The sequence below is a fragment of the Sphingobium sp. YBL2 genome (assembly GCF_000943805.1).
Classification (GTDB): domain Bacteria; phylum Pseudomonadota; class Alphaproteobacteria; order Sphingomonadales; family Sphingomonadaceae; genus Sphingobium; species Sphingobium fuliginis.
On sequence record NZ_CP010954.1, the window covers coordinates 4,069,979 to 4,093,048 of the forward strand.

General features: G+C 64.1%; 19 protein-coding genes and 1 tRNA gene. 11 read left to right on the forward strand and 9 right to left on the reverse strand.

Going from position 1 to position 23,070, the window contains the following annotated elements; all coding sequences use genetic code 11:
* Positions 1–8 precede the first annotated feature (8 nt).
* Together argJ and TZ53_RS18745 are read right to left on the reverse strand one after the other, a co-directional pair.
* The gene (argJ, locus tag TZ53_RS18740) at positions 9–1,235 is read right to left on the reverse strand and encodes a bifunctional glutamate N-acetyltransferase/amino-acid acetyltransferase ArgJ (RefSeq protein WP_044662316.1); all 1,227 of its coding nucleotides are present in this window, start codon (positions 1,233–1,235) and stop codon (positions 9–11) included.
* A 30-nt stretch (positions 1,236–1,265) separates the two neighbouring features.
* The gene (locus TZ53_RS18745; RefSeq protein ID WP_044662317.1) at positions 1,266–2,777 is read right to left on the reverse strand and encodes an ArnT family glycosyltransferase; all 1,512 of its coding nucleotides are present in this window, start codon (positions 2,775–2,777) and stop codon (positions 1,266–1,268) included.
* 238 nt (positions 2,778–3,015) lie between these two features.
* On the opposite strand from TZ53_RS18745, the gene secA reads away from it, so the two are divergent.
* Positions 3,016–5,745, forward strand: a complete 2,730-nt coding sequence (gene secA, locus TZ53_RS18750) for a preprotein translocase subunit SecA (RefSeq protein WP_044662318.1) — start codon at positions 3,016–3,018, stop codon at positions 5,743–5,745.
* A gap of 222 nt (positions 5,746–5,967) precedes the next feature.
* On the opposite strand, the gene TZ53_RS18755 is transcribed toward secA, so the two are convergent.
* The 3 genes from TZ53_RS18755 to TZ53_RS18765 form a co-directional block, all read right to left on the reverse strand.
* Positions 5,968–6,420 carry a DUF983 domain-containing protein gene (locus TZ53_RS18755; protein WP_443216140.1) on the reverse strand — a complete coding sequence of 151 codons (453 nt, stop codon included), beginning with the start codon at positions 6,418–6,420 and terminating at the stop codon, positions 5,968–5,970.
* A 311-nt stretch (positions 6,421–6,731) separates the two neighbouring features.
* Positions 6,732–6,932, reverse strand: coding sequence for a hypothetical protein (locus TZ53_RS18760; RefSeq protein WP_044662320.1), 201 nt, complete (start codon positions 6,930–6,932; stop codon positions 6,732–6,734).
* A 73-nt stretch (positions 6,933–7,005) separates the two neighbouring features.
* Positions 7,006–7,095, reverse strand: a tRNA-Ser gene (locus TZ53_RS18765).
* Positions 7,096–7,336: 241 nt separating this feature from the next.
* Between TZ53_RS18765 and TZ53_RS18770 the strand changes: the two genes are divergently transcribed.
* The 10 genes from TZ53_RS18770 to mazG all read left to right on the forward strand — a co-directional run bounded on the left by TZ53_RS18770 (position 7,337) and on the right by mazG (position 17,243).
* Positions 7,337–8,374: a lytic murein transglycosylase gene (locus TZ53_RS18770; protein ID WP_044662321.1), complete on the forward strand. Its 1,038-nt coding sequence runs from the start codon at positions 7,337–7,339 to the stop codon at positions 8,372–8,374.
* Between the two features lie 80 nt (positions 8,375–8,454).
* Positions 8,455–9,618 carry a D-alanyl-D-alanine carboxypeptidase family protein gene (locus TZ53_RS18775; RefSeq protein WP_044662322.1) on the forward strand — a complete coding sequence of 388 codons (1,164 nt, stop codon included), beginning with the start codon at positions 8,455–8,457 and terminating at the stop codon, positions 9,616–9,618.
* Positions 9,615–10,256 (forward strand): dTMP kinase, encoded by a 642-nt coding sequence (gene tmk, locus TZ53_RS18780; protein ID WP_044662323.1) that lies wholly within the window; start codon positions 9,615–9,617, stop codon positions 10,254–10,256. The genes TZ53_RS18775 and tmk overlap by 4 nt, the downstream gene beginning before the upstream one ends.
* Positions 10,253–11,215, forward strand: coding sequence for an AAA family ATPase (locus tag TZ53_RS18785; protein WP_044662324.1), 963 nt, complete (start codon positions 10,253–10,255; stop codon positions 11,213–11,215). Before tmk ends, TZ53_RS18785 begins: the two co-directional genes overlap by 4 nt.
* Positions 11,216–11,258: 43 nt before the next feature.
* The gene (gene metG / locus TZ53_RS18790; RefSeq protein ID WP_044662325.1) at positions 11,259–12,827 is read left to right on the forward strand and encodes a methionine--tRNA ligase; all 1,569 of its coding nucleotides are present in this window, start codon (positions 11,259–11,261) and stop codon (positions 12,825–12,827) included.
* A 3-nt stretch (positions 12,828–12,830) separates the two neighbouring features.
* The gene (locus TZ53_RS18795) at positions 12,831–13,604 is read left to right on the forward strand and encodes a TatD family hydrolase (RefSeq protein WP_044662326.1); all 774 of its coding nucleotides are present in this window, start codon (positions 12,831–12,833) and stop codon (positions 13,602–13,604) included.
* Entirely contained in the window at positions 13,601–14,380 is a 780-nt protein-coding gene (locus TZ53_RS18800) for an MBL fold metallo-hydrolase (RefSeq protein ID WP_044662327.1), read from the forward strand. The genes TZ53_RS18795 and TZ53_RS18800 overlap by 4 nt, the downstream gene beginning before the upstream one ends.
* Before the next feature lie 14 nt (positions 14,381–14,394).
* The gene (locus tag TZ53_RS18805) at positions 14,395–15,030 is read left to right on the forward strand and encodes a retropepsin-like aspartic protease family protein (RefSeq protein ID WP_044662328.1); all 636 of its coding nucleotides are present in this window, start codon (positions 14,395–14,397) and stop codon (positions 15,028–15,030) included.
* Positions 15,027–16,322, forward strand: a complete 1,296-nt coding sequence (locus tag TZ53_RS18810) for an MFS transporter (protein ID WP_044662329.1) — start codon at positions 15,027–15,029, stop codon at positions 16,320–16,322. The genes TZ53_RS18805 and TZ53_RS18810 overlap by 4 nt, the downstream gene beginning before the upstream one ends.
* Before the next feature lie 132 nt (positions 16,323–16,454).
* Entirely contained in the window at positions 16,455–17,243 is a 789-nt protein-coding gene (gene mazG, locus TZ53_RS18815; RefSeq protein ID WP_044662330.1) for a nucleoside triphosphate pyrophosphohydrolase, read from the forward strand.
* Between the two features lie 57 nt (positions 17,244–17,300).
* On the opposite strand, the gene hflX is transcribed toward mazG, so the two are convergent.
* From hflX to TZ53_RS18835, 4 genes are all read right to left on the reverse strand, one after another.
* Complete coding sequence (gene hflX, locus TZ53_RS18820; RefSeq protein WP_044662331.1) at positions 17,301–18,632, reverse strand: GTPase HflX; 1,332 nt, start codon at positions 18,630–18,632, stop codon at positions 17,301–17,303.
* 65 nt (positions 18,633–18,697) lie between these two features.
* Complete coding sequence (gene hfq, locus TZ53_RS18825; protein ID WP_025548924.1) at positions 18,698–19,180, reverse strand: RNA chaperone Hfq; 483 nt, start codon at positions 19,178–19,180, stop codon at positions 18,698–18,700.
* Between the two features lie 155 nt (positions 19,181–19,335).
* Positions 19,336–20,709: a nitrogen assimilation response regulator NtrX gene (ntrX, locus tag TZ53_RS18830; RefSeq protein WP_044662332.1), complete on the reverse strand. Its 1,374-nt coding sequence runs from the start codon at positions 20,707–20,709 to the stop codon at positions 19,336–19,338.
* Positions 20,699–22,963: a HAMP domain-containing histidine kinase gene (locus tag TZ53_RS18835; RefSeq protein ID WP_044662333.1), complete on the reverse strand. Its 2,265-nt coding sequence runs from the start codon at positions 22,961–22,963 to the stop codon at positions 20,699–20,701. Before TZ53_RS18835 ends, ntrX begins: the two co-directional genes overlap by 11 nt.
* Between the last annotated feature and the right edge of the window lie 107 nt (positions 22,964–23,070).

The following is a 23,070-nucleotide window of genomic DNA, read 5'->3' on the forward strand; positions in this document are numbered from 1 at the left end:
TCCTTTTCTCAACTGCGATAATCCGCGTTGATCGAAATATAGCCATGGGTCAGGTCGCAGGTCCAAACCGTCGCCCGGCCGTCGCCCAGCCCCAGATCGACGCCGATCGCTATGTCCTGCCCCTTGAGATGCGCGGCCACCGGCGCCTCGTCATAGCCCTCGACCGCCAGACCGCCCGACGCCACCTGGGTCGCGCCGAAACGGATGGAAAGCCTGTCGCGATCCGCAGGCTCTCCCGCCTTGCCGATCGCCATGACCACGCGGCCCCAATTGGCGTCCTCGCCCGCAATGGCGGTCTTCACCAGCGGCGAGTTGGCGATGGAAAGGGCGATGCGATGCGCGCTGGCGTCGCTTTCCGCGCCCTCGACGGCGATCTCGACGAATTTCGTCGCGCCTTCCCCGTCGCGCACCACCAGATGCGCAAGCTGGCGGCAGAGATCGTCCAAGGCCGCCGCGAAGGCGTCCGCCCCGGCATCCTCCATGGAGGCGAGCGGCGCATTGCCCGCCTTGCCGGTGGCGAAGGCCAGCACCGTATCGCTGGTGGAGGTGTCGCTGTCGACGGTGATGCAGGAAAAGCTCGTCCGGTTGGCGGCGGACAGCATCTGCTGCAACAGCTTGGGATCGATGGCCGCGTCGGTGAAGATATAGCCCAGCATCGTCGCCATGTCCGGCGCGATCATGCCGGACCCCTTGATGATCCCGACAAGCTCGACCCGCGTGCCGCCGATCATGGCGGAGGCGCGGGCGCCCTTGGCATAGGTGTCGGTCGTGCCGATGGTGGTCGCCGCATCCTCCCAGCCGCAGGGCGCGGCGGCAAAGGCGGCTTCCAGCCCCGCCTCTGCCTTGTCCACCGGCAGCGGAACGCCGATCACCCCTGTGGAGGAGATGAAGACGTCCGACGGCTGGCAGTCCAGATGGTTCGCGACCTTGGCGGCAATCGCCTCCACCGCCGCGCGGCCCCGGTGCCCGGTGAAGGCATTGGCATTGCCGGCATTCACCACCAGAGCCCGTGCGGAACCGAGCGGAATGGCGTCCCGGCACCATTCGACTTCCGGGGAAGGGCATTTGCTCTGCGTCGTGACGCCCGCGACCGCCGTGCCTTCGCTCAGTTCCACATAGGTGAGGTCGCAGCGATCCCAATTCTTGTATCGCGCGCGCGATACGCGAGCCGTGACGCCTGCAACGGGCGGAAGGTCGGGGAAAGCGGCGGGGGCGAGGGGGGAGCGTTCAGTCATGCCCGTCGCTTAGCGCAATATGCCCGCCCGTCAACGGCGAGATGGGCGGATATAGAGCTTTCCGACGCCGTCCGGCATGGCCAGCATCCGGTAGGCGCGCCGCTTCGCATAGGCGATCAGGCTGTCGTCGGGCCGCAGCGGCAGTTTGCGAGTCCCCATTTCATATCCGACCAGGATCGCCTCGGGCGGATCGCGGTCCAGATCGGCCAGGGTCGCCGGTATCATGGCATGGATGCGCCGGGCTTCCGCGCCCTCCATCGTCCATCCCGTCCGGTACACGAAGGGGCCCGGCGCGAACCGCCGGTCGATGTTGAGCCCGCTGTCGACCAGTTGCTGGGGCGAAAGGGTGACGATCTCGTCGTCGCCGGTCAGCCTGCGCACCTGCGCGCCGGCCCAGCGCGCATGGTCGCTCGCCGCCAATATCGGCGATCCATGACCCGCCATGGCGATGACATGGCGGGTCGCCGGCAGCAGCCCCGGCACGGCGGACAGGCAGAGCGATGCGATCAGGACCGGACGGGCGCGACGGGGCCAGGCCCGTGCGTCGTCCAGCATGAAGCCGAGCGCCAGGCCCAGCGGCGGCAGCAACGGCATCACATATTGAAGCTGGGACGGCGTCGGCAGCGCGGCCCCGATCAGTCCGCCGCCGATCATCCAACAGGCAAGGCGCCTTTCGGGCGGACCGGCCCGGCCGCGACTTGCCCATCCATGGGCGATGATGGCTGCCAGGCTGAGCAGCGCCGGCCCCCGCCAAAGATATTTGGCGAGATCCCCGAACTTCTCGCCCCATGACAGTTCGTCGCCCGCGCCATTGGCTGCATACCAGGCAAAGGGGCCGCTTGCCGCAAAGGTGACGACTCCATAGAAAAAGGCGGCCGGCGCAAGGGCGCAGGCGACGAGCATGAGCGCAAGCCCCGCCAGCGCGCCAAGGGCCAGCCAGGCGGCATGGCGCGGACGGGCCAGCAATGCAAAGCCGCCGATCGCCGCCCCCAATGGGATGAAATTGAGCTTGGCGGCGACGGCCAGCCCGAAGAACAGCCCCGCTCCGAACCAATGGCGTCGCCCACCGGCTTGCAGCGCAATCACCGAAAGAAGCATCGCCAATGTGGCCAGCATGGTGGGCAGCATGTCGTTGCGGGTCACGCTCGCGGTGAATTGAAAGGCGGCGGTCGCGGCGATGAAGGCAGTCGCAAGGGCCGCGCTGGCGCGCGATATGCCCGCGCGCCGTTGCGCGAAATGGAGCAGCAGCAGCGTGATCAGGGCGCAGGCTGCCGTGGCAAGCCGCATGGCGACCAGCATCCTGCCCGGGAAACCGAGGGCCAGGGGCGCGAACAGCCAGGCATGAAGCGGCGGTTGCAGGTACAGGAAGTCGCGATAGATCAGCAGGTGCGAGCTGAACCATGCGCCTGCTATATATTGGCTCTCGTCATGATCGAACGGCGTCGCAAGCGCCGTGATCCCGAACCACAGTAAAGCCGCGGCCGTCGCCGCCACAGGCAAGGTCGCGCCGCGCGGTTCCACGCGGGCAGGGCTAGGGATCATCGTCAAATCGCTCTCATTCCTCAGGCTTCGGCACCGGCGCCGTCACTGGACGCCGCGATCCGCCCATATCCTGCTTCCGCCCATGTCCGGCACGGAAAAATCCGCTTGATCGCTCATTATTACGCCCTCGCGACATACCCGCTCTGATTGACTAACGCCCGTGCGCGCCCTAAATCGCCGCGCATGTCCGCGTGCATCGCCCCAAAGGCGTGCGCGTCCCCTTTTGTCAGGAACTTGCATGTTCGGCGCACTCGCCAAGTCTATTTTCGGCTCCTCCAACGACCGCTACGTGAAGTCGCTGGGCAAGACCGTCGAACAGATCGCCTCTTTCGAACCCACCATCTCGGCCATGACGGACGAGGAACTGACGGCGCAGACCCTGCGGTTCCGGGAACGGCTGGCGCAGGGCGAGACGCTGGACGACCTGCTGCCCGAAGCTTTCGCCACGGTGCGCGAGGCCGCCAGGCGGACGCTGGGCCAGCGCCATTATGACGTGCAGATGGTGGGCGGCATCGTGCTTCATCGCGGCGAGATCGCGGAAATGCGCACGGGTGAGGGCAAGACGCTGGTCGCGACGCTCGCCACCTATCTGAACGCGCTGGAGGGCAAGGGCGTCCACGTCGTCACGGTGAACGACTATCTGGCCAGCCGCGACTGCGAATGGATGGGGCAGGTCTATCGCTTCCTGGGCCTTACCACGGGCGTCATCGTGCCGAACCTGTCGGAAGACCAGCGGCGCGAGGCCTATAACGCCGACATCACCTATGCGACGAACAACGAACTCGGCTTCGACTATCTGCGCGACAACATGAAATATGACCGCGCATCGATGGTGCAGCGGCCGTTCAACTTCGCCATCGTCGACGAGGTGGACTCGATCCTGATCGACGAAGCGCGCACGCCGCTGATCATCTCCGGCCCCACCGACGACAAGTCGGAACTCTATGTCGCCGTCGACGCCATCGTGAAGCGGCTGGACGACAGCGACTATGAGAAGGACGAGAAGCAGCGCACCGTCACCCTGACGGAGGACGGCACCGAGAAGATCGAGCGCATGCTGGAGGAGGCCGGGCTGCTGCAAGGCGCCAACCTCTATGATTTCGAGAACACCGCCGTCGTCCATCACGTCAACCAGGCGCTGCGCGCGAACGTCATGTTCCGCCGCGACATCGATTACATCGTCAAGGACGGCAAGGTCATCATCATCGATGAATTCACCGGCCGCATGATGGACGGCCGCCGCTGGTCGGACGGCCTGCACCAGGCGGTGGAAGCCAAGGAAGGCGTGAATATCGAGCCGGAGAACCAGACGCTCGCCTCCATCACCTTCCAGAATTATTTCCGCATGTACCCCAAGCTGGGCGGCATGACGGGCACGGCCGCGACCGAAGCGACCGAATTCTACGAAATCTACAAGATGAACGTCGTCACCATCCCGACCAACCGGCCGGTGCAGCGTGTCGATGAGGAAGACAGCTTCTACAAGAATCTGGAGGACAAGTTCCGCGGCATCGCCAAGACCATCAAGGTCCATGCGGAGCAGGGCCAGCCGGTCCTCGTCGGCACCGTGTCGATCGAAAAGTCGGAAATGCTGTCCGAATTCCTGACGCAGGAGGGGGTGAAGCACGCCGTCCTCAATGCCCGCTTCCATGAGAGCGAAGCGCATATCGTGGCGCAGGCGGGCCGCAAGGGCGCCGTCACCATCGCCACCAACATGGCGGGGCGCGGCACCGACATCAAGCTGGGCGGCAACCTGGAATTCCGCGTCGAGGACGAGCTGCGGGACATGCCGGAAGGCCCGGAACGCGAAGCCGCCATCGCCCGCATCGACGCTGAGATCGAGGCGGAGAAGCAGGAAGTGCTCGCCGCCGGCGGCCTGTTCGTGCTGGGTACGGAACGCCATGAAAGCCGCCGCATCGACAATCAGCTTCGCGGCCGCTCAGGCCGTCAGGGCGACCCCGGCCTGTCGCGCTTTTATCTGAGCCTCGACGACGACCTGATGCGCATCTTCGGCCCAGACACGATGTTCGCGAAGATGATCCGCTCCAACCTGGAGGATGGGGAGGCGCTGCCGCCCTCGAAATGGCTCAGCAAGGCGATCGAGACCGCGCAGAAGAAGGTCGAGGCGCGCAACTACGACATCCGCAAGCAGGTCGTCGAATATGACGACGTCATGAACGACCAGCGCAAGGTCATTTACGAGCAGCGCAGCGACATCATGGACGCGGAGACGGTGGACGATGTCGTCACCGACATGCGGCATGAGACGGTCAACGATCTGGTCGGCGCGTCCTGCCCGCCGGGCACCTACCCCGAACAGTGGGACATGGAGCGGCTGAAGGCCCGCACGGCCGAAGTGCTGAACCTGGAACCCGATTTCGACGGCTGGCTGGCTGAGGACCATGTCGATCCGGAAATGATCGAGGAACGGCTGAGGGCCCTGGCCGACGAGGCAGTGGCCGACAAGGTCAAGGAACTCGATCCAGAAAACTGGCACATGATCGAGAAGTCGATCCTGCTCCAGAGCCTCGACCATCACTGGAAGGAGCATCTGTCGACCCTCGACGCGCTCCGCCAGGTCGTCCATCTGCGCGCTTATGCGCAAAAGACTCCGATCAACGAATATAAGCAGGAAGCCTTTGCCCTGTTCGAACGCATGCTGGGCAATATCCGCGAGGATGTGACCGGCTCCATCGCGCGCGTCCAGTTCCGCATGGAGGAGCCGCTGCCGGAATTCGACCTGCCGGTGCTGCCCGACTTCATCACCACCCATATCGACCCCTTTTCGGGCGAGGATAATAGCGGCGACATCGACGGCGGGCAGATCAGCGGAATCACGACCACCCTGCCGCGTCCGCCGGTAGGCGGACAGGGCGGGGAGTTCGCCAATCTGGACATCAGCCGCAATGCGCCATGCCCCTGCGGCTCGGGCCAGAAATACAAGCATTGCCACGGCGCGCTCAGCTAGGCTGTGTGGGCATTCAGCCCATGGCGGGCGGCAAATGGCGGCTTTCTGCTTGGAAGAATGCGACAACAGGAAGCCCGGAGCGGCGCGACCGGCGCCCGATTTGACGCAGCGCGCTCCGGAACAAGCCCGTCGTTTCAACAATGGGCATGCTGAACCGGCTTCAGCAGGACGAAGGGAATAACGCTGGGGCAATCGCGCGATATGGCTGAATGCCGATACAGCCTAATCGCCGGCCCCGTCCCCATGCAGTTTCGCCCATAATTGGGCTGTACCCGCTTCCTGCGCCTTGTTCACATATTGCGCGGCGATCAGCCAACCCTTGATCGGTCGCAACGGAAGCACTGTCGTCAGGATCAGCACCGGGACGCCGACGGCCAGATGCACCCAAAGGCCCGGCCGCGCCAAAATCTCCAGCATGATGATGAAGACCACGCCCGGAACGCAGGCGAATAGCTGCACGAATACGGCCGGCCCGTCCGCCGGATCGGCAAAATCATAATTCAGCCCGCAAATCTCGCAATGATCGCGCACCGTAAGGAAGCCGCGGAAGATATGTCCCTCGCCGCATCGGGGACAACGGCCGAAGGGGCCGGTCTCCATTGGAGAAAGCCGCTTCCAGCGACCTTCCATTTCCGCCGCCGGTTGCATCGTTGATATCCTGTCCGTGTCGCTCATCGTCATGCCATTCTGCCTGTCGCAGAAATGTCGTCATATCCTGCGGATTTTCAATTGGGCTTTTTGCCCCAGGGCAGCCTGCCCCCGCTCACCGAATTGACGCTACGGAAAGCGACACTCTACCTTTGGGTAGATTGCCAAGAACATCTGCACCTGCTAATCCGGGGAGGATTTGGATGCCCGACAGCAAACAAATCGCGCTCCCGGCTTTCCCTTGCCCGGGAGCGCTTTTTTATTTGCAATTCATTGCGACGACAAAAGTTCCCGCAGCCTGATGGCCGATAGACCACGGATAATGAGCATGAAGCCGATCAGGGCTCCCGCTCCATCGCATCATGAAGGACCTGATCGGGACAGGACATGGCAAGCGCCCTGACCTTGTAGCGCAGCGCAAGTTCGCGATGGACCGCAACCTCCTGCGACGAAGCGCGGCGCCTTTCGGCAGCATCGGCTTTCGCGGCTTCTTCTCTTGCGCGCCGGAACATGTAGCGCGCATCGCTATCGGCAGACATCGTCACCTCCGATGATTGTCGACCGCTTCTAGCATGAAGAAAACCGCCGCGCTTTAACGGGGATCAAATTGGATGGCGGACAGGGTGGGATTCGAACCCACGGTGAGCGTGAACCCACGGCGGTTTTCAAGACCGCTGCCTTAAACCACTCGGCCACCTGTCCGTCGCCACGCTTCCGGGAGCGATTTCCAGCCGATCGAACCGGTCGCTGGTCGGGAAATCGCGGAAAACAGCGCAACGATCCGATTCAGTCAGATCGAAACCCGCTCTAGCGAACCCGGCGGCCTTGCCAAGCGTAAAAATGGCGGGAAGGCGGTTTCATCGCCCGAATGGCGCCGTGCGCCATTAAGGGGATTCACGCCACGCCATCCCTGTGCAACAAAAGGGCTTAAGGAGATTCTTCAATGCGTTCGTCGATCATGTCGCTGTTGCTGGGGCTCGCCGCCGTCATGGCGGGCGGTCTGACGGCGGACAGCGTCAACGCGCAGGAGGATGTCGCCTTTCGCGCCTATCTGGAATCGCTCCGCCCGAAGGCGCGGACCATGGGCATCCGGGATACGACGCTGGACAGCGTTTTCCCGGGCCTGACCCCCAATCCCCGCGTGGTTCAGCTCGACCAGAACCAGCCTGGCGGCGGCGCCTACGCCCCCATTCCCAATTTCGAGCCATATCGCCGCCAGCATGTCGACGCGGCGCGCATCGGCCGGGGCCGCACCGCCTATCTCGCCAACCGCGCCCGGCTCGCCCGGATCGAGGCGGAGACCGGCGTGCCGGAGGAGGTCATGGTCGCCATTTACGGCCATGAGACAAATTACGGCGCCTATACCGGCGATTTCGACCTGATCCGCTCACTCGCGACCCTTTCCTATGAGGGGCGCCGCCGGACATTGTTCGAACCGGAACTGCTGGCGACGCTCAAGATGCTGGACAATGGCGTGCCGCGCAGCCGCCTGGTGGGCAGTTGGGCGGGCGCGACCGGTTATCCCCAGTTCCTGCCCAGCGTCTATTTGCGGTTGGGCAAGGACGGCGACGGCGACGGACGGGTCGACATCTGGAACAGCGAAGCCGATGCGCTCGCCTCCATCGCCAATTATTTCGTCCATGCCGGATGGCGGCGCGGCCAGCCGTGGGGCATTGCGGTGTCCGTGCCCGCCGGCCTCGACCGCTCCGGCCTTGCCGCCCGCACCAGCCCCGCCCGCTGCCCGCGCGTGTTCAACCGCCACAGCCGCTGGCTCAGCATGGCCGAATGGCGGCGCATGGGGATCGTGCCCAGCGGGGGCGGCTGGCCCGCCGACCGGGTGATGGCGACGCTGCTGGAACCCGATGGGCCGGGCAAGACGGCTTATCTGCTCACCAGCAACTACCGGGCGATCCTCGACTATAATTGTTCGAATTTCTACGCATTGTCGGTCGGCCTGCTCGCCGACGCGGTGAAGCAATAGAGCGCTTTGCTATTGGTCCTGCCATGGCTAATGAATGCGCTAGGCACTCGAAGAATCCACCAGTCCGAAGGCAATCCTGCATGAAGAAGTCCATCGCCGCCCTCCTGTTCGTCGGGTTGCTCTCCACGCCGCTGACCGCCGCCGCGCCCCCCTATAGCAGCGAAGCGCCGATCGCCTATATGAAGGACCTGTCGTCAGGCGCGGTGCTCTATAACAAGGGTGGCGACACGCGGATGCCGCCTGCCTCCATGGCGAAGATGATGACGGCCCATGTCGCCTTCCGCCTGATCCAGAAGGGCGACCTGAAGCTCGACCAGAAATTCACCGTCCGCCCGGAAACCTGGCAGCAATGGCATGGCCCGCAGGCCGGTTCGACCATGTTCCTGTCGCCGGGCGAGCAGGTGTCGGTGGAAAATCTGCTGCACGGCATCGTCACCCTTTCCGGCAATGATGCCTGCGTCGTGCTGGCGGAGGGCATCGCCGGGACCGAGCAGGCCTTCGTCGCGCTGATGAATCAGGAGGCGAAGCGTCTGGGCCTCAAGAACAGCAATTTCGGCACCAGCAATGGCTGGCCGGACGAAGGCGTCACCTATGTCACCGCCGCCGACCTGGCGACGCTGGCCGAAGCGACGATCGAGGAAACGCCCAACCTCTACAAGAAATTTTACGCCACGCGCAGCTTCACCTGGGGCAAGACGATGGGCGGCGCGGACATCGAGCAGGGCAACCGCAATCCCATATTGGGCAAGGTGGCCGGGGCCGACGGGCTCAAGACCGGGCATACCCAGGAAGCGGGTTTCGGCTTCACCGGATCGGCCGAGCAGGAGGGGCGTCGTCTGGTCATGGTCGTCGCGGGCCTGACCAGCTTCAATCAGCGGATTGCTGAATCCGTGCGCTTCATGGATTGGGGCTTCCGCGCATGGAAGGCGCAGCCGCTGTTCAGGAAGGGTCAGACCGTCGAGACCGCCGAAGTGCAGCTGGGCAGCGCGACCAGCGTGCCGCTGGTGGCGCCGCAGGACATGGCCGTGACCCTGCCTCGCGCCGCATCGTCCAACATCTCGGTCAAGGTCGCCTATACCGGCCCGATCAAGGCGCCCATCGCCAAGGGGCAGAGGATCGCGCAACTGATCGTTTCCACCCCCGATACCCCGCCGCAGATCCTGCCGCTGGTCGCCGGCGAGGATGTCTCCGAAGCCGGCATTTTCGGCCGCCTGTGGAACGGGCTGAAGTCGTTCTTCGGGTGACAGACGCCCGGACGACAGGGGGGCGCTTCATCTCTCTGGAAGGCGGGGAGGGCGCGGGCAAGTCGACCCAGTTGAGCGCGCTTGCCGCGGTCCTGCGCGCGCGCGGCCTGGAAGTGGTGGAAACCCGCGAACCCGGCGGCAGCGAAGGGGCGGAGGCCATTCGCGCCCTCCTGCTGACCGGCGGCGCTGACCGCTGGAGCCCTCGCGCCGAAGCGCTGCTGTTCGCCGCGGCCCGTGCCGATCATGTCGAAAAGACGATCCGCCCGGCGCTGGAGCGCGGCGCATGGGTGCTTTCCGACCGCTTCCTGGACAGCAGCCGGGCCTATCAGGGCATGGGTTCGCTGACCGACGCGGACATATTGGCGCTTCACCGGATCGGCAGCGACGGTTTCCTGCCCGACCGGACGCTCTTCCTCACCCTGGCGGAGGAGGAGGCGAGCGCTCGCGCCCAATCCCGCGATGGGGATGCTGCGGACAGGATCGGTGGGCGTGACAGGGACTTTCACCGGGCCGTCTCGACGGCCTTCCATCGGTTCGCGCAGCAGGAACCGGCGCGCTTCCTGACCGTCGATGCCTCTGGCGAAGCCGAAGCCGTGACGGCAAGGCTGCTGCATGCCTTGCAGGACCTGCTGCCATGACGCCGCTGCTCGGCCATGACGGGCAGGCCCGCACTCTGATCGGCGCGGCGCGAAGCGGCCGCCTGCACCATGGCTGGATATTGGCCGGCCCACGCGGCATCGGCAAGGCAAGCTTCGCCCGCGCCATGGCGCTGCGCCTGCTGGCGGAGGCAGCGGGCCCGGCCATCGCGGCCGACGGGCTGGACGTGCCGCACGACCACCCGATCCGCCGTCTGTTCGAGGCCGACGCCCACCCCGACTATGCGGAGCTTTTCTGCCTGGAAAGGGAAAGCGGCACAGCGCGCAACATCACGGTCGATCAGGTCCGGGGCCTGCAGCGCCTGATCCAGTCGGCTCCCTCCATGTCCTCGCGGCGGATCGTCGTCATCGATAGCGCCGACGATCTGGAGCGCGGCGCGGCCAATGCGCTGCTCAAGAATCTGGAAGAGCCGCCAGCCGACATGCTGTTCCTGCTGGTCAGCCATGCGCCCGGCCGCCTGCTGCCGACCATCCGCTCCCGCTGCCGCACCCTGCGCTTCGACAGCTTGGGCGAGGATGCCATGCGGAGCATCCTGCACAAGGCGGACGCAGGCCTGTCTTCGGACGAACTGACGGCGCTGGTCCGCGCAGGCGAGGGGTCTCCGGGCAAGGCATTGCGCTATGCCGGCCTCAACATAGCGGACATCGAGCATTCGCTGGCGGCGATCGCCGCCGACGGCGACCCCGGCAATCGCCATCGGCTGATCCTGGCCAAGATGCTTTCATCAAAGAGCGCACGGCCCCGTTATGAGGCCTTTCTGGAGCGTGCCCCGGCCTTCATCGCGGCGGCGGCGCGCCAGCGGCAGGGGGACGATCTCGGCAAGGCGCTGGACCATTGGGAAGCCGCCCGTCAGCTTGCAGGCGGAGCCATCATCCTGTCGCTCGAACCGGGGGCGGTGGTTTTCGAACTGGCGGGGCATGTTGCGGCCCTTGCCCGCTGAAAAGCGGCTTTGCGCAAGGGCTAACACCCGCTAGGGAGGGCCCATGTCCAAGCCCTATACCATCACGACCGCCATCAGCTACCCCAATGGCCGCCCGCATATCGGCCACGCCTATGAAGTGATCGCCACCGATGCGATCGCCCGTTTCCAGCGGATGATGGGCCGCGACGTCTTCTTCCAGACCGGCACGGACGAACATGGCCTTAAAATGGCCCAGACCGCCCGCGGCCGGAACATGGAGCCACGCGCGCTTGCTGATGAAATGTCCGGATATTTCAAGGCGATGAACGACGGTCTGAATATCAGCTATGATCGTTTCATCCGCACCAGCGAGCCGGATCACCATCGCGCCAGCCAGGCCATATGGCAGGCGATGGAGGCCAATGGCGACCTCTATCTCGGCCGGTATGAAGGCTGGTATTCGGTGCGCGACGAAGCCTTTTACGACGAAAAGGAACTGACCGAAGGGGAGGGCGGGCAGAAGCTCTCGCCCCAGGGCACGCCGGTGGAATGGACGGTGGAGGAAAGCTGGTTCTTCCGCCTGTCCGCCTATCAGCAGAAGCTGCTGGACCTCTACGCCAGCCAGCCTGACTTCATCCAGCCCGACAGCCGCCGCAATGAGATCATGCGCTTCGTCGAGGGGGGACTGTCCGACCTCAGCGTGTCACGCACCAGCTTCGACTGGGGCGTGAAGGTGCCGGGCAGCGACGGCCATGTCATGTATGTGTGGGTGGACGCGCTCACCAATTACATCACCGGCTGCGGCTATCCCGACGATGCCGAACGCATGGCCCGTTACTGGTCCGAAGGGGGCGACATCACGCATATCATCGGCAAGGATATCGTGCGTTTTCATACCGTTTACTGGCCGGCCTTCCTGATGAGCGCGAGGCTGCCTTTGCCCAAGCAGGTGTTCGGCCACGGCTTCCTCCTCAACCGGGGGGAGAAGATGTCGAAGTCGCTCGGCAATGTGGCCGATCCGATGGAACTGGCGGAGCGCTTCGGCGTGGACCAGCTTCGCTATTTCCTGCTGTCGGAAGTCACCTTCGGCAATGACGGCAGCTACAGCGCGGAGGCGATCGTCGCCCGTTCGAACAGCGACCTCGCCAATAGTTTCGGCAATCTCGCCCAGCGGACACTGAGCTTCATCGCGAAAAATCTCGAAGGCCGTCTGCCTTGGGGCGGTAGTTCTGAAACGCGCGAAGATATCGAACTGCTTTCAACCGTTCGCAGGGAGATCGTTTCGCTGGAGAGCGAATTTGCAAGTCTTGCTCCTTCGGACGGTATTCAATCTTGGATGCGCGCGGTCTTTGCTTGCAACGCCTACATAGATGCGCAAGCGCCTTGGTCGTTGCGCAAGACTGATCCTGCACGCATGGAAGCAGTTCTAGCTGTCCTCTATGTAGCTATAGGAGAACTTGCTGTAGCCATTTTGCCAGTTATCCCGACGAGTGCGAACGCGCTACTTGATCAGTTGGGTATCCCGCCGAATATCCGCAACTATCAGGGTCTCCGCTCTCAGTGGTATCAGGCGCTCGTGGAACAAAGCTTTACGCTCACGCCGCCGAAGCCGCTTTTCCCGCGGCTCGAACTGCCCGTCGAAGAGGCATAGGCCATGTTCATCGACAGCCATTGCCACTTGAATTACAAAGGGTTGATCGAGGATCAGCAGAATGTGCTCGAACGGGCGCGTGGCGCCGGCATCGGCCTGATGCTCAACATCGCCACGCGCGAAAGCGAGTGGGACGATGTGCTGGACACCGCGTTGCGCGAACCCGATGTCTGGGCGACCGTCGGCATTCATCCCCATGAGGCGGACGAGCATCCGCATGTCGATACGGCGAAGCTCGTCGAACGCGCTTCCCACCCGCGCATCGTCGGCATAGGCGAGACCGGCCTCGATTATTATTACGACCATAGCGACCGCGAGCGGCAGCAACGCAGCTTCCGCGCCCACATCGCCGCTTCCCGCGAAACCGGCCTGCCGCTGATCGTCCACACCCGCGATGCGGAGGAGGACACGCTCGCGATCATGCGCGATGAAATGGGGAAGGGCGCCTATGGCGGGGTCATCCACTGTTTCACCGCCAGCGGCGCCTTTGCCGATGCGGCGATGGAACTGGGTTTCCTTATCAGCATTTCAGGTATCGTGACCTTCAGGAACGCCAGGGATTTGCAGGAAACGGCCGCCCGCCTGCCGCTCGAAAGCCTGCTGATCGAGACCGACTCCCCGTTCCTCGCGCCGGTTCCCCATCGCGGCAAGCCCTGCGAACCGGCGTTCGTGGCGGACACTGCCCGTTTCCTGGCGAATTTGCGGGGCGAGAGTGTCGAGCAGCTGGCCGAGGCGACCTCAGCCAATTTCCGCAAGCTGTTCAGCAAGGCGGCATGAGCCTCAAGCTCACCATCCTGGGCAGCGGCACCTCTTCGGGCGTTCCCCGGATCGGCAATGACTGGGGCGCATGCGACCCGCAGGAGCCGAAGAACCGCCGCACCCGGGCATCGATCCTGATCGAAAGCCCCACGACCCGGCTGCTGATCGACACATCACCGGATATGCGCGCCCAGTTGCTGGCGGCCGATGTCGTGCAGATCGACGCCATATTGTGGACGCATGACCATGCCGACCACAGCCACGGCCTGGACGATGTCCGTCAGCTTTACCATCATCGCGGCACGCCCGTGCCCGGCTATGCGCGCCCCCAGACGCTCCGCCTGCTCCGGGAACGCTTCGGCTATGCCTTCGAAGGGCGTCACGGTTATCATCCGACGATCGAACCCCATGCGCTGCCGGATGGCCTGCGCATCGGGGACATCGGCATCGCCTGCACGGATCAGCCCCATGGCGAGATATTCTCCACCGGCTTCCGCTTCACACATGATGGTCATTCCATTGGCTATGCGACTGATTTCCACGACATAACGGTCGACATGCTGGCGCTGTACGATGGGCTGGACATCTGGGTTGTCGATGCCCTGCGGGAAAAGCCGCATCCGACCCACGCGCATCTGGCGCTTACCCTGGATGCCGTGCAGGCCGTAAGGCCCCGCCGTGCCATATTGATCCATATGGACCAGAGCATGGATTATGCGACGCTCCGCCGGACACTCCCCGAAGGCGTCGAACCGGGCTATGACGGACTGGTGGCCGAACTGGGCGCGACATAGGGGGCGGGGCAGGGATGGATGGCGATCAGGCAATGTCCAGTCTCTGGTATGTGCTGGCGCTTGTCCTGGTCGGATCGGCCTTGATTGCCCGGCGCGCCCCGATGGGCGGGCTCATGCGCATGGCCATGCTCTGGATCGTCATCTTCGCCGTCCTCCTCGGGCTGTTCAAGGCTGGCGATAAGTTCGGTCTGTTTTCCAGCCGCATATATGGGGCAGGGGACGAATCCCCTTCATTGTCGACCAATGCCGCGCCGGCTGCCTTGCCGTCCGCGCATGTGGAGGGGCAGGCCTTGCGAATCCCGGTCGCGCCCGACGGCCATTATTGGGTGGAGGGAATGGTCAACGGGAACCCGACGCGCTTTCTGATCGACAGCGGCGCCAGCGTCACCGCCCTGTCGGTGGAGGCGGCCCGCAGTTCCGGCCTGAACTTCGACCTGAACGCGCCCGGCGTCAGCATGATGACCGCCAACGGCAAGATCGACGCCAAGCGCTCGACCATCGCCACGCTGGTGGTCGGCCCGATCCGGGCCAGCGATCTCGACATCGTCGTTTCCCCGGCTTTCGGAGAGGTCAATGTGATCGGCATGAACATGCTGTCGCGCCTGAAAAGCTGGTCCGTGCAAAATGGAGAGATGGTGCTGACCCCATGACGTCATCGACCGCGGCACCCGATCAGCGTCAGCGCCTGAAGGCCATTATCGGCGGCTCCACCGGCAATCTGGTCGAATGGTATGACTGGTACGCCTATTCCGCCTTCACCCTCTATTTCGCCCAGCATTTCTTCCCGAGCGAGGACCGCACGGCGCAATTGCTGAGTGCCGCGGGCATTTTCGCCGTGGGCTTTCTGATGCGACCCATCGGCGCCTGGCTGATGGGCGTCTATGCCGATCGCCATGGCCGGAAAAGCGGCCTGACGCTGTCCGTGGCCCTGATGTGCGCCGGCTCCTTGCTGATCGCCGTCACGCCCTCCTATGATAGCGTCGGCGTCGCCGCGCCCTTGTTGTTGGTGCTTGCGCGCCTGATGCAGGGACTGTCGATCGGCGGCGAATATGGCGCCAGCGCGACCTATCTGTCCGAAATGGCGGGGCGCAACCGCCGCGGCTTTTTCTCCAGCTTCCAATATGTGACCCTGATCGCGGGGCAACTTGTCGCCATCTGCGTCCTGCTGGCGCTCCAGGCCATGCTGACCGAGGCCGAATTGGATGCCTGGGGCTGGCGCATTCCGTTCCTGATCGGCGGAGCGCTGGCGACCATCGTCTTCTGGCTGCGGCGCGGCCTGGCCGAAACCCAGAGCTTTGCCGTGGCCAAGGCGGAGGGCGCCCCCAAATCCGGATTCATGGAACTCGTGACCCGGCATCCGCGCGAGACGCTGACGGTGATGCTGCTGACGGCAGGCGGCACGATCGCCTTTTACGCCTATTCCATCTACATGCAGAAATTCCTGGTCAACACCAGCGGGCTCAGCCGGGAAACAGCATCGCAAATCAATGGCATAACGCTTTTTCTTTTCATGCTGCTTCAGCCTGTCGCGGGGGCGCTTTCCGACCGCATCGGGCGCAAGCCGCTGATGATCGGCTTCGGCCTGCTCGGCGTCCTGTGCACCTATCCCATCTTCGCGACGCTGGCCGTCACCAAGGACCCGTGGGCGGCGGGGCTGCTCGTAATGGCCGGCCTGGTGATCGTGACCGGCTACACTTCGATAAACGCGGTGGTGAAGGCGGAATTGTTTCCCGCCCATATCCGCGCATTGGGAGTGGCTTTGCCTTATGCGCTGGCCAACACCTTGTTCGGCGGCACCGCGGAATTCGTCGCGCTCTGGTTCAAGCAGATCGGCACAGAACAGGCATTCTACATCTATGTGACGGTGATGATCGGCATCTCCCTGATCGTCTATATCCGCATGCCCGATACGCGGCAGCATAGCCGGATAGTGGAAGATTGAGGATGCAAGGATCATCACATATTTAACATAATCCTTATTATCGAACTAAGATATTCATTGCCGAAAGCTGGCCTTGGCCCATCCGGTACCCTATCATCCTTTCAATCCCACCCACTTGATCCAGAGTCCTGCATGTCATCCAACAGCAAGGCGAGTCCCGCCGACATCATGCCGCTCGCCAAAGTCATGGCACGGCTGCGCGATCCTGACACCGGTTGCCCCTGGGATGTCGAACAGGACTTCGCCAGCATCGCGCCCTATACGATCGAGGAAGCCTATGAAGTCGCCGACGCCATAGAGCGCGACGATATGGCCGCCCTGCGGGACGAACTTGGCGATCTGCTGCTGCAGGTCGCCTTCCATAGCCGCATGGCGGAGCAGGCCGGCCATTTCACATTGCAGGAGGTCATCGACGGCATCACGGAAAAAATGATCCGCCGTCATCCCCACGTCTTTGGCGAAGGAACCGGGCGCACGGATGGCCATGCCCAATGGGAAGCCATCAAGGCCGCCGAGCGCGCCGAGAAGGAACCCGATCCAAGCGCGCTGGCAGGTGTCGCCATTGCGCTGCCTGCCCTGCTCCGCGCCGAAAAGCTTCAGAAACGCGCAGCCCGCACGGGGTTCGACTGGCCCGACATCGGCGGCGTCATCGACAAGATCGAAGAAGAATTGGACGAGGTGCAGGCGGCGACTACCCAGGCCGAACGGGAGGAGGAAGTGGGCGACCTTCTCTTTGCGGTGGTCAACCTCGCCCGTCATCTGAAAGTCGATCCGGAAGTCGCCCTGCGCGCCGCCAATGGCAAGTTCGACAAGCGTTTCCGCATCATGGAGGGACTGGCCGGCGAGGATTTCCCCACGCTCCCGCTCGATGAGAAGGAAGGCCTGTGGCAACAGGCGAAGCGGCAGTTGCGACAGGCCTGATAGGCGAGATGGTCCTGGACAGGCCGGAACCCGGTTCCAGCATTTCGTCCAGTAAGGTTAATTTCCCCGGCGCTTGAGGAACCGCGCCAGCGCGGAATCGGACAGCCGGACATCCACCAGCATATCCTCGCCCTCCGCCCTGCTGCCGATCACCTCGCCATGTTCGTGCAGCCATGCCATCGCCGCACCGTCCGCCAGCGGCACATGCAAGTGATGGACCTGCGCCCCGGCGGTCAACCGGGTGCTGATCGCGCGCTGGAGGTCATCGACTCCTTCGCCGGTCAGGGCGGACAGGATCACCACATCGTTCCGCCGCGCCGCCGTCTCCCGCGCCAGCGTCGCCGCATCCTCGTCCAGCAGGTCCAGCTTGTTCCACGCTTCGATGATCGGCGGCGGTTCATCGCCCTCGTCCGCTTCCAGAGCCCCTTCCCCCGCGACGCCAAGCTCGCCCAGCACGTCCATGACGTCGTCGCGCTGGGCGTCGCTGTCGGGATGCGCTATGTCGCGGACGTGGACGATCAGATCGGCCGACAGCACTTCCTCCAACGTCGCGCGGAACGCCGCGATCAACTGCGTCGGCAGGTCCGAAACGAACCCGACGGTGTCGGAAAGAATGGCCTTGTCCAGTCCCGGCAAGGCGATCTGCCGCATCGTGGGATCGAGCGTCGCGAACAGCAAATCCTCCGCCATGACGTCAGCCCCGGTCAGCCGGTTGAACAGCGTGGACTTGCCCGCATTGGTATAGCCCACCAGCGCGATCACCGGCCAGGGTGCCCGCTGCCGCCGCGCCCGGTGCAGGCCGCGCGTCTTCGTCACCTGATCCAGCTCCCGCCTGATCTTCGCCATCCGGTCGCGGATCATCCGCCGGTCAGCCTCGATCTGCGTTTCGCCGGGACCGCCCAGGAAACCGAAGCCGCCGCGCTGCCGCTCAAGGTGGGTCCAGCTTCGCACCAGCCGCCCAGCCTGGTAATCCAGATGCGCCAGTTCGACCTGCAGGCGCCCCTCATTGGTCGCGGCGCGCTCACCGAATATCTCCAGGATCAGGCCGGTCCGGTCGATGACCTTGGTTTCGGTCGCCTTTTCCAGATTGCTCTGCTGCACGGGGCTGAGCGCATTGTCGACGATGACCAGTTCCGCCTCTTCGGCCCGCGCCAGCGTCGCGATCTGGTCCACCTGACCGCTGCCGAACAGGGTTGCGGGCTTGCGGTCGCGCACGCGGAAGGCCTGCGCCGCGCGCACGTCGATGCCGATGGCAAGGGCAAGGCCCCTCGCCTCCTCCAGCCGCGCATCGCTGTCGCGACGTTCCGGACCATGGACATCGGCGCGCACGACAATGGCGCGCGCGCCGCGCGACACCTCGTCATCGGAATCTCGGTTGAAGACAGCCATGGTGGCTTAACGCTTCCGGCCCCCGCCGGCTTCATCGGAAACCGGGCGGGGACAAGAAAAAGCGTTCAATCCTCGCCCTCACCCTCGCCGGTGAGGTCCAGCGCGTGCAGCGGCTGCACGGTGGAAATCGCATGCTTGTAGACAAGCTGGACCATGCCGTCCCGCTCCAGCAGCATGCAGAAGAGGTCGAAGGCGGCGATTTCGCCCTGCAACATGACGCCGTTCACCAGGAACATCGTCACCGGGCTGCCGGACTTGCGCACCGCGCTCAGGAAGATTTCCTGGAGCAGCTTCGACTTGCCATTGCCGTCGCTGGCCTTCCGCAATTCGGTCAGATCCATGGATTGCGCGGGCATGACGGTCGAAATCGCATGCTTGTACACCAGCTGCGACTGTCCGTCCCGCCGCAGCAGCACGGAAAAATTGTCGAACCAGGTGATGATGCCCTGCAGCTTCACACCCTTGACCAGGAACATGGTCACGGGCGTCTTGCTCTTGCGCAGGCTGTTCAGGAAGATGTCTTGAAGGTTGTTCACTTTGTCGGCCATGGTCTTCACCAGTCCTTTATTGGCGGGACGTTACCCGCTCTCGCACCCTTAAGCAGAGTGTCTTGCCCGCCCCCGCCTGTCGGAAGCGAGGCAAGCCTACCGCAATTGCGAAGGGCCGTCCATGCCCTGTTTGGCTGAAGATCGTTCAGTTTACCTCAACCATCCTTGCCATCCGTAATTCCCAGCAGCTTCAACTTCCGGTGCAGGGCCGAACGCTCCATGCCGATGAAGGTGGCGGTACGGGAAATATTGCCCGAAAAGCGGCGGATCTGGATGCGCAGATATTCCCGCTCAAAGCTTTCCCGCGCCTCGCGGAGCGGCGCGCCCATGATCGCTGACTGCCCCATCCCCTCCGAACCGCCGTTGCTCGTCAGTTCGGCCGGCAGCATGTCCAACTCGATCCGCCCGATCCGCTCGCCCGGCGCCAGGATCATCGTCCGCTCGATGACGTTGCGAAGCTGACGGACGTTGCCCGGCCATTCATTGGCCTGCAAGGCGGCCATAGCGTCACTGGCGATCTCCGGCGGCGGCACCCGGCGCTCCGCCGCGAAACGGGCGAGATAATGTTCGACCAGCGGTGGAATGTCATCCCGGCGCTCGGCCAGCGGCGGGATGATGAGGGGCACGACGTTGAGCCGGTAGAATAGGTCCTCGCGGAAACGCCGCTCCTCGATCTCCGTCGCCAGGTTGAGCGCGGTCGAGGAAATGACGCGGACATCCACCTTTACCTGCCGCTGCCCGCCGACGCGGGTGAAGCTCTGATCCGTCAGCACGCGCAGGATCTTCGCCTGCGTCGTAAGCGGCATGTCCGCGATTTCGTCGAGATAGAGCGTGCCGCCATGCGCCTGCTCCAGATAGCCGGGACGCACCAGCCCGCTCGGGTCCTCGACGCCGAACAGCTCTTCCTCGACACGATCCGGGTCCATCCGCGCGGCGGCGACGATGATGAAGGGCGCGTCCGCCCGCCCGCTCCAGCTATGCAGCATGCGCGCGGCGACTTCCTTGCCGACGCCCGCCGGCCCGGAAATCAGCACCCGGCTGCCCGTCCCCGCCACCTTCTTGATCGTGGCGCGGACGGCATTGATCGCCGCCGAAGTGCCGGTCAGTTCGTCATCCTGCCCGAAACGGGCGCGCAGCACCTGATTTTCGCGCCGCAGCCGCTCCGTCTCGGTCGCCCTGGAAACCAGATGCAGCAGCCGGTCCGCCTCGAACGGCTTTTCGATGAAGTCCGCCGCTCCCTTCCGGATGGCGGCCACGGCGGTATCGATATTGCCATGGCCGGAGATCATGAGCACCGGAATGGTCGCATCCCGCCGCTTGATCTCGTCCAGCAGTTCCAGCCCGTCCAGCTTCGATCCCTGCAACCACACGTCCAGCAACACCAGCGAAGGCCGCCGGGCGTCCAGCGCCTCGATCGCGCTGTCGCTGTTGGCGGCGGTGCGGGTGGTGAAGCCCTCATCCTCCAGGACGCCCGCGACCAGATCGCGAATGTCCTCCTCATCGTCGACTATCAGAATATCAAGCGCCATTGGCTGTCACTTTTCCAGTCGTTTTTCCATGGGGCAAGGCGATGACCTGCCCCTCTTCCAATTTCTCGAGCGCCGCCACCGGGAAGCGCAACGTCACGCGCGCCCCCCCGCCATCGGCGTCGTCGAAGCGGATTTCGCCCATATGCTCCTCGACAATCTTCTTCACGATGGCGAGGCCCAGGCCCGTGCCCTTGGTCCGGGTGGTCATATAAGGCTCCAATATGCGTTCCCGTTCCGGCGGCAGGCCGATGCCATTGTCCTGCACCGCGATCAGCAGGTTGCCGCCGTCATGCTCCACCGTCATGGACACCTGCCCGCGCCAATGGTCGCCTTCCGCGGCGGGCTTGGGCTCGATCGCCTCGACGGCGTTCTTGACGATGTTGGTGAGTGCCTGACCCAATTGCCGGCGGTCGCAGACCATTTCCGCATCGCCATCCATCGAATGATATTCGAAGCGAATATCGGGATGGGCGACTTCGTGCAGGAACAGCGCGTGGCGGGCGATGTCGTCGATCCGCTCGCGCCGGAACACCGGCTTGGGCATGCGCGCGAAGGAGGAGAATTCGTCGACGATCCGCCGCAGGTCGCCCACCTGCCGCACGATGGTGCCCGTCAGGCGCGTAAAGGTGGCCTTGTCGCTCGTCACCTCCTCGGCATAGCGGCGTTGCAGCCGCTCGGCGGCAAGCTGGATCGGGGTCAGCGGGTTCTTGATCTCATGCGCGATCCGCCGCGCCACGTCGGACCATGCCGCCCGCCGCTGGTCGGAAAGCTGCTGCGTGATGTCGTCGAAGGTCAGGATGTGGCGCGACGCATCCTCCGAAACCTTGACCGCCAGCGTCCGCACGTCGCCATGGGCGCGGATCTGGACGATGCCCGCATCCTCCTCCGAAGCGATCAGCGCCGCCAGTTCGGGCGACACTTCAGTCAGCGGACAGCCCACCGGATCGTCCCCCTCCCGCACCAATATGGCGGCCGCCGAACTGTTGAGCAGCAGGATGATGCCGTCGCGGTCCACCGACAGCACGCCGGCCGACACGCCCGACAGGATCGCCTCGATGAAGGCGCGGCGTTCATCGAGCTGGCTGTTCGCCGCGACCAGCGCGCCGGTCTGCGCTTCCAGCCTCTGCGTCATCCGGTTGAACGCGGCGGCCAATGTGCCGATCTCATCCCGCGCCTGGGGGCTGGTCACGCGGGCCGACAGGTCGCCCGCCGTGATCCGCCGGGCAGCCATGACCAGTTCGTTCACGGGCCGCACCATCCAGTCGGCGACCTTCAGCGCGATATAGACCGCCACGCCCACCAGCAGCAGCGATCCCACGAACAGCAATATGTTGAAGCGCAACTGCAAGGCGCGGGACTGTGCGGCGAAAATGTCGTAATCCGACAACACCTTCTGCGCCCGCTCGACATTGCTGAACGCCGTCGAACCGGAATCGCGGGTGGCGTAGAGATAGATTTTCGCGTTGGGATAGAGCAGCGTCACCGCCTCGATCTGGTTGGGCTTGGCGGCGACCACCACATCCTCGCCGGCTTCCAGCCGCTTCACCACGTCGGGCGTCAGCATCTCCGACGCCGGCCGGCTTTCCGGATCGACCGTCGCCGCCGTGCGCGCCACGCCGTCCTTGCCGATCTCGATGATCGCGGAACGGTTCAGCTTCCGCGTGACGACCTGATAGATATAACCTTCGGCAAAGCGCGGGCTGGAGACTTTCGACTGGCTCAGATAATCGCGCAGGTCGCTCGCCATGGTGACGGTTTCGTCACGCACGTCGCGCAGGTTCTGCTCATAATAGCCCCGCGCCAGGTCGCTCGCATTTTGCAGCATGCCCCGCGCGCTGTCGGAAAACCAGAACTGCACGCCATATTGGAACAGCAGGGAGGCGAAGATCACCACCAGCAGCATGGGCACGCTGGCGACGATGGAGAATATCGCCACCAGACGGACGTGCAACTGCCCGTCGCTCCCTATGGCGGACTGGGCCGCGCGCCGCTTCGCCACCCGCCGTCCCAGCAGCACCAGCAGCGCAATCGCCGGCACCAGATTGGCGACCAGCAGCAACGCCACGATGGGCGGGGTCAGCAATGTGTAGGATTGCCCCTGTCCCGTCAGCAGGAAATAGGTGATGCCCGCCATGCCCAGGAACAGGACAAGCGTCACCGCCTCCACCACCGCGGCAAGGCGGCGGCGCAGGAAAAGGGGGAAATGCCTTTTCCATGCCCGGCCCCGCGCCGGCAGAGTCACTGCGCCTTCCATAGTGGCTTGGTTACAACATTAATGTGCCCGATCAAACACAGTAATTGATGGGCATGGCGCTTCCGGTCGAAAAGAGCGGTCGGTTCGTCGCCGCCGCCCGGAACGGT

Coding starts and splice junctions, on each gene's coding strand:
- argJ (WP_044662316.1), bottom strand. CDS start 1,235: ATGACTGAACGCTCCCCCCTCGCCCCCGCCGCTTTCCCCGACCTTCCG.
- TZ53_RS18745 (WP_044662317.1), bottom strand. CDS start 2,777: ATGATCCCTAGCCCTGCCCGCGTGGAACCGCGCGGCGCGACCTTGCCT.
- secA (WP_044662318.1), top strand. CDS start 3,016: ATGTTCGGCGCACTCGCCAAGTCTATTTTCGGCTCCTCCAACGACCGC.
- TZ53_RS18755 (WP_443216140.1), bottom strand. CDS start 6,420: ATGAGCGACACGGACAGGATATCAACGATGCAACCGGCGGCGGAAATG.
- TZ53_RS18760 (WP_044662320.1), bottom strand. CDS start 6,932: ATGTCTGCCGATAGCGATGCGCGCTACATGTTCCGGCGCGCAAGAGAA.
- TZ53_RS18770 (WP_044662321.1), top strand. CDS start 7,337: ATGCGTTCGTCGATCATGTCGCTGTTGCTGGGGCTCGCCGCCGTCATG.
- TZ53_RS18775 (WP_044662322.1), top strand. CDS start 8,455: ATGAAGAAGTCCATCGCCGCCCTCCTGTTCGTCGGGTTGCTCTCCACG.
- TZ53_RS18785 (WP_044662324.1), top strand. CDS start 10,253: ATGACGCCGCTGCTCGGCCATGACGGGCAGGCCCGCACTCTGATCGGC.
- metG (WP_044662325.1), top strand. CDS start 11,259: ATGTCCAAGCCCTATACCATCACGACCGCCATCAGCTACCCCAATGGC.
- TZ53_RS18795 (WP_044662326.1), top strand. CDS start 12,831: ATGTTCATCGACAGCCATTGCCACTTGAATTACAAAGGGTTGATCGAG.
- TZ53_RS18800 (WP_044662327.1), top strand. CDS start 13,601: ATGAGCCTCAAGCTCACCATCCTGGGCAGCGGCACCTCTTCGGGCGTT.
- TZ53_RS18805 (WP_044662328.1), top strand. CDS start 14,395: ATGGATGGCGATCAGGCAATGTCCAGTCTCTGGTATGTGCTGGCGCTT.
- TZ53_RS18810 (WP_044662329.1), top strand. CDS start 15,027: ATGACGTCATCGACCGCGGCACCCGATCAGCGTCAGCGCCTGAAGGCC.
- mazG (WP_044662330.1), top strand. CDS start 16,455: ATGTCATCCAACAGCAAGGCGAGTCCCGCCGACATCATGCCGCTCGCC.
- hflX (WP_044662331.1), bottom strand. CDS start 18,632: ATGGCTGTCTTCAACCGAGATTCCGATGACGAGGTGTCGCGCGGCGCG.
- hfq (WP_025548924.1), bottom strand. CDS start 19,180: ATGGCCGACAAAGTGAACAACCTTCAAGACATCTTCCTGAACAGCCTG.
- ntrX (WP_044662332.1), bottom strand. CDS start 20,709: ATGGCGCTTGATATTCTGATAGTCGACGATGAGGAGGACATTCGCGAT.
- TZ53_RS18835 (WP_044662333.1), bottom strand. CDS start 22,963: ATGGAAGGCGCAGTGACTCTGCCGGCGCGGGGCCGGGCATGGAAAAGG.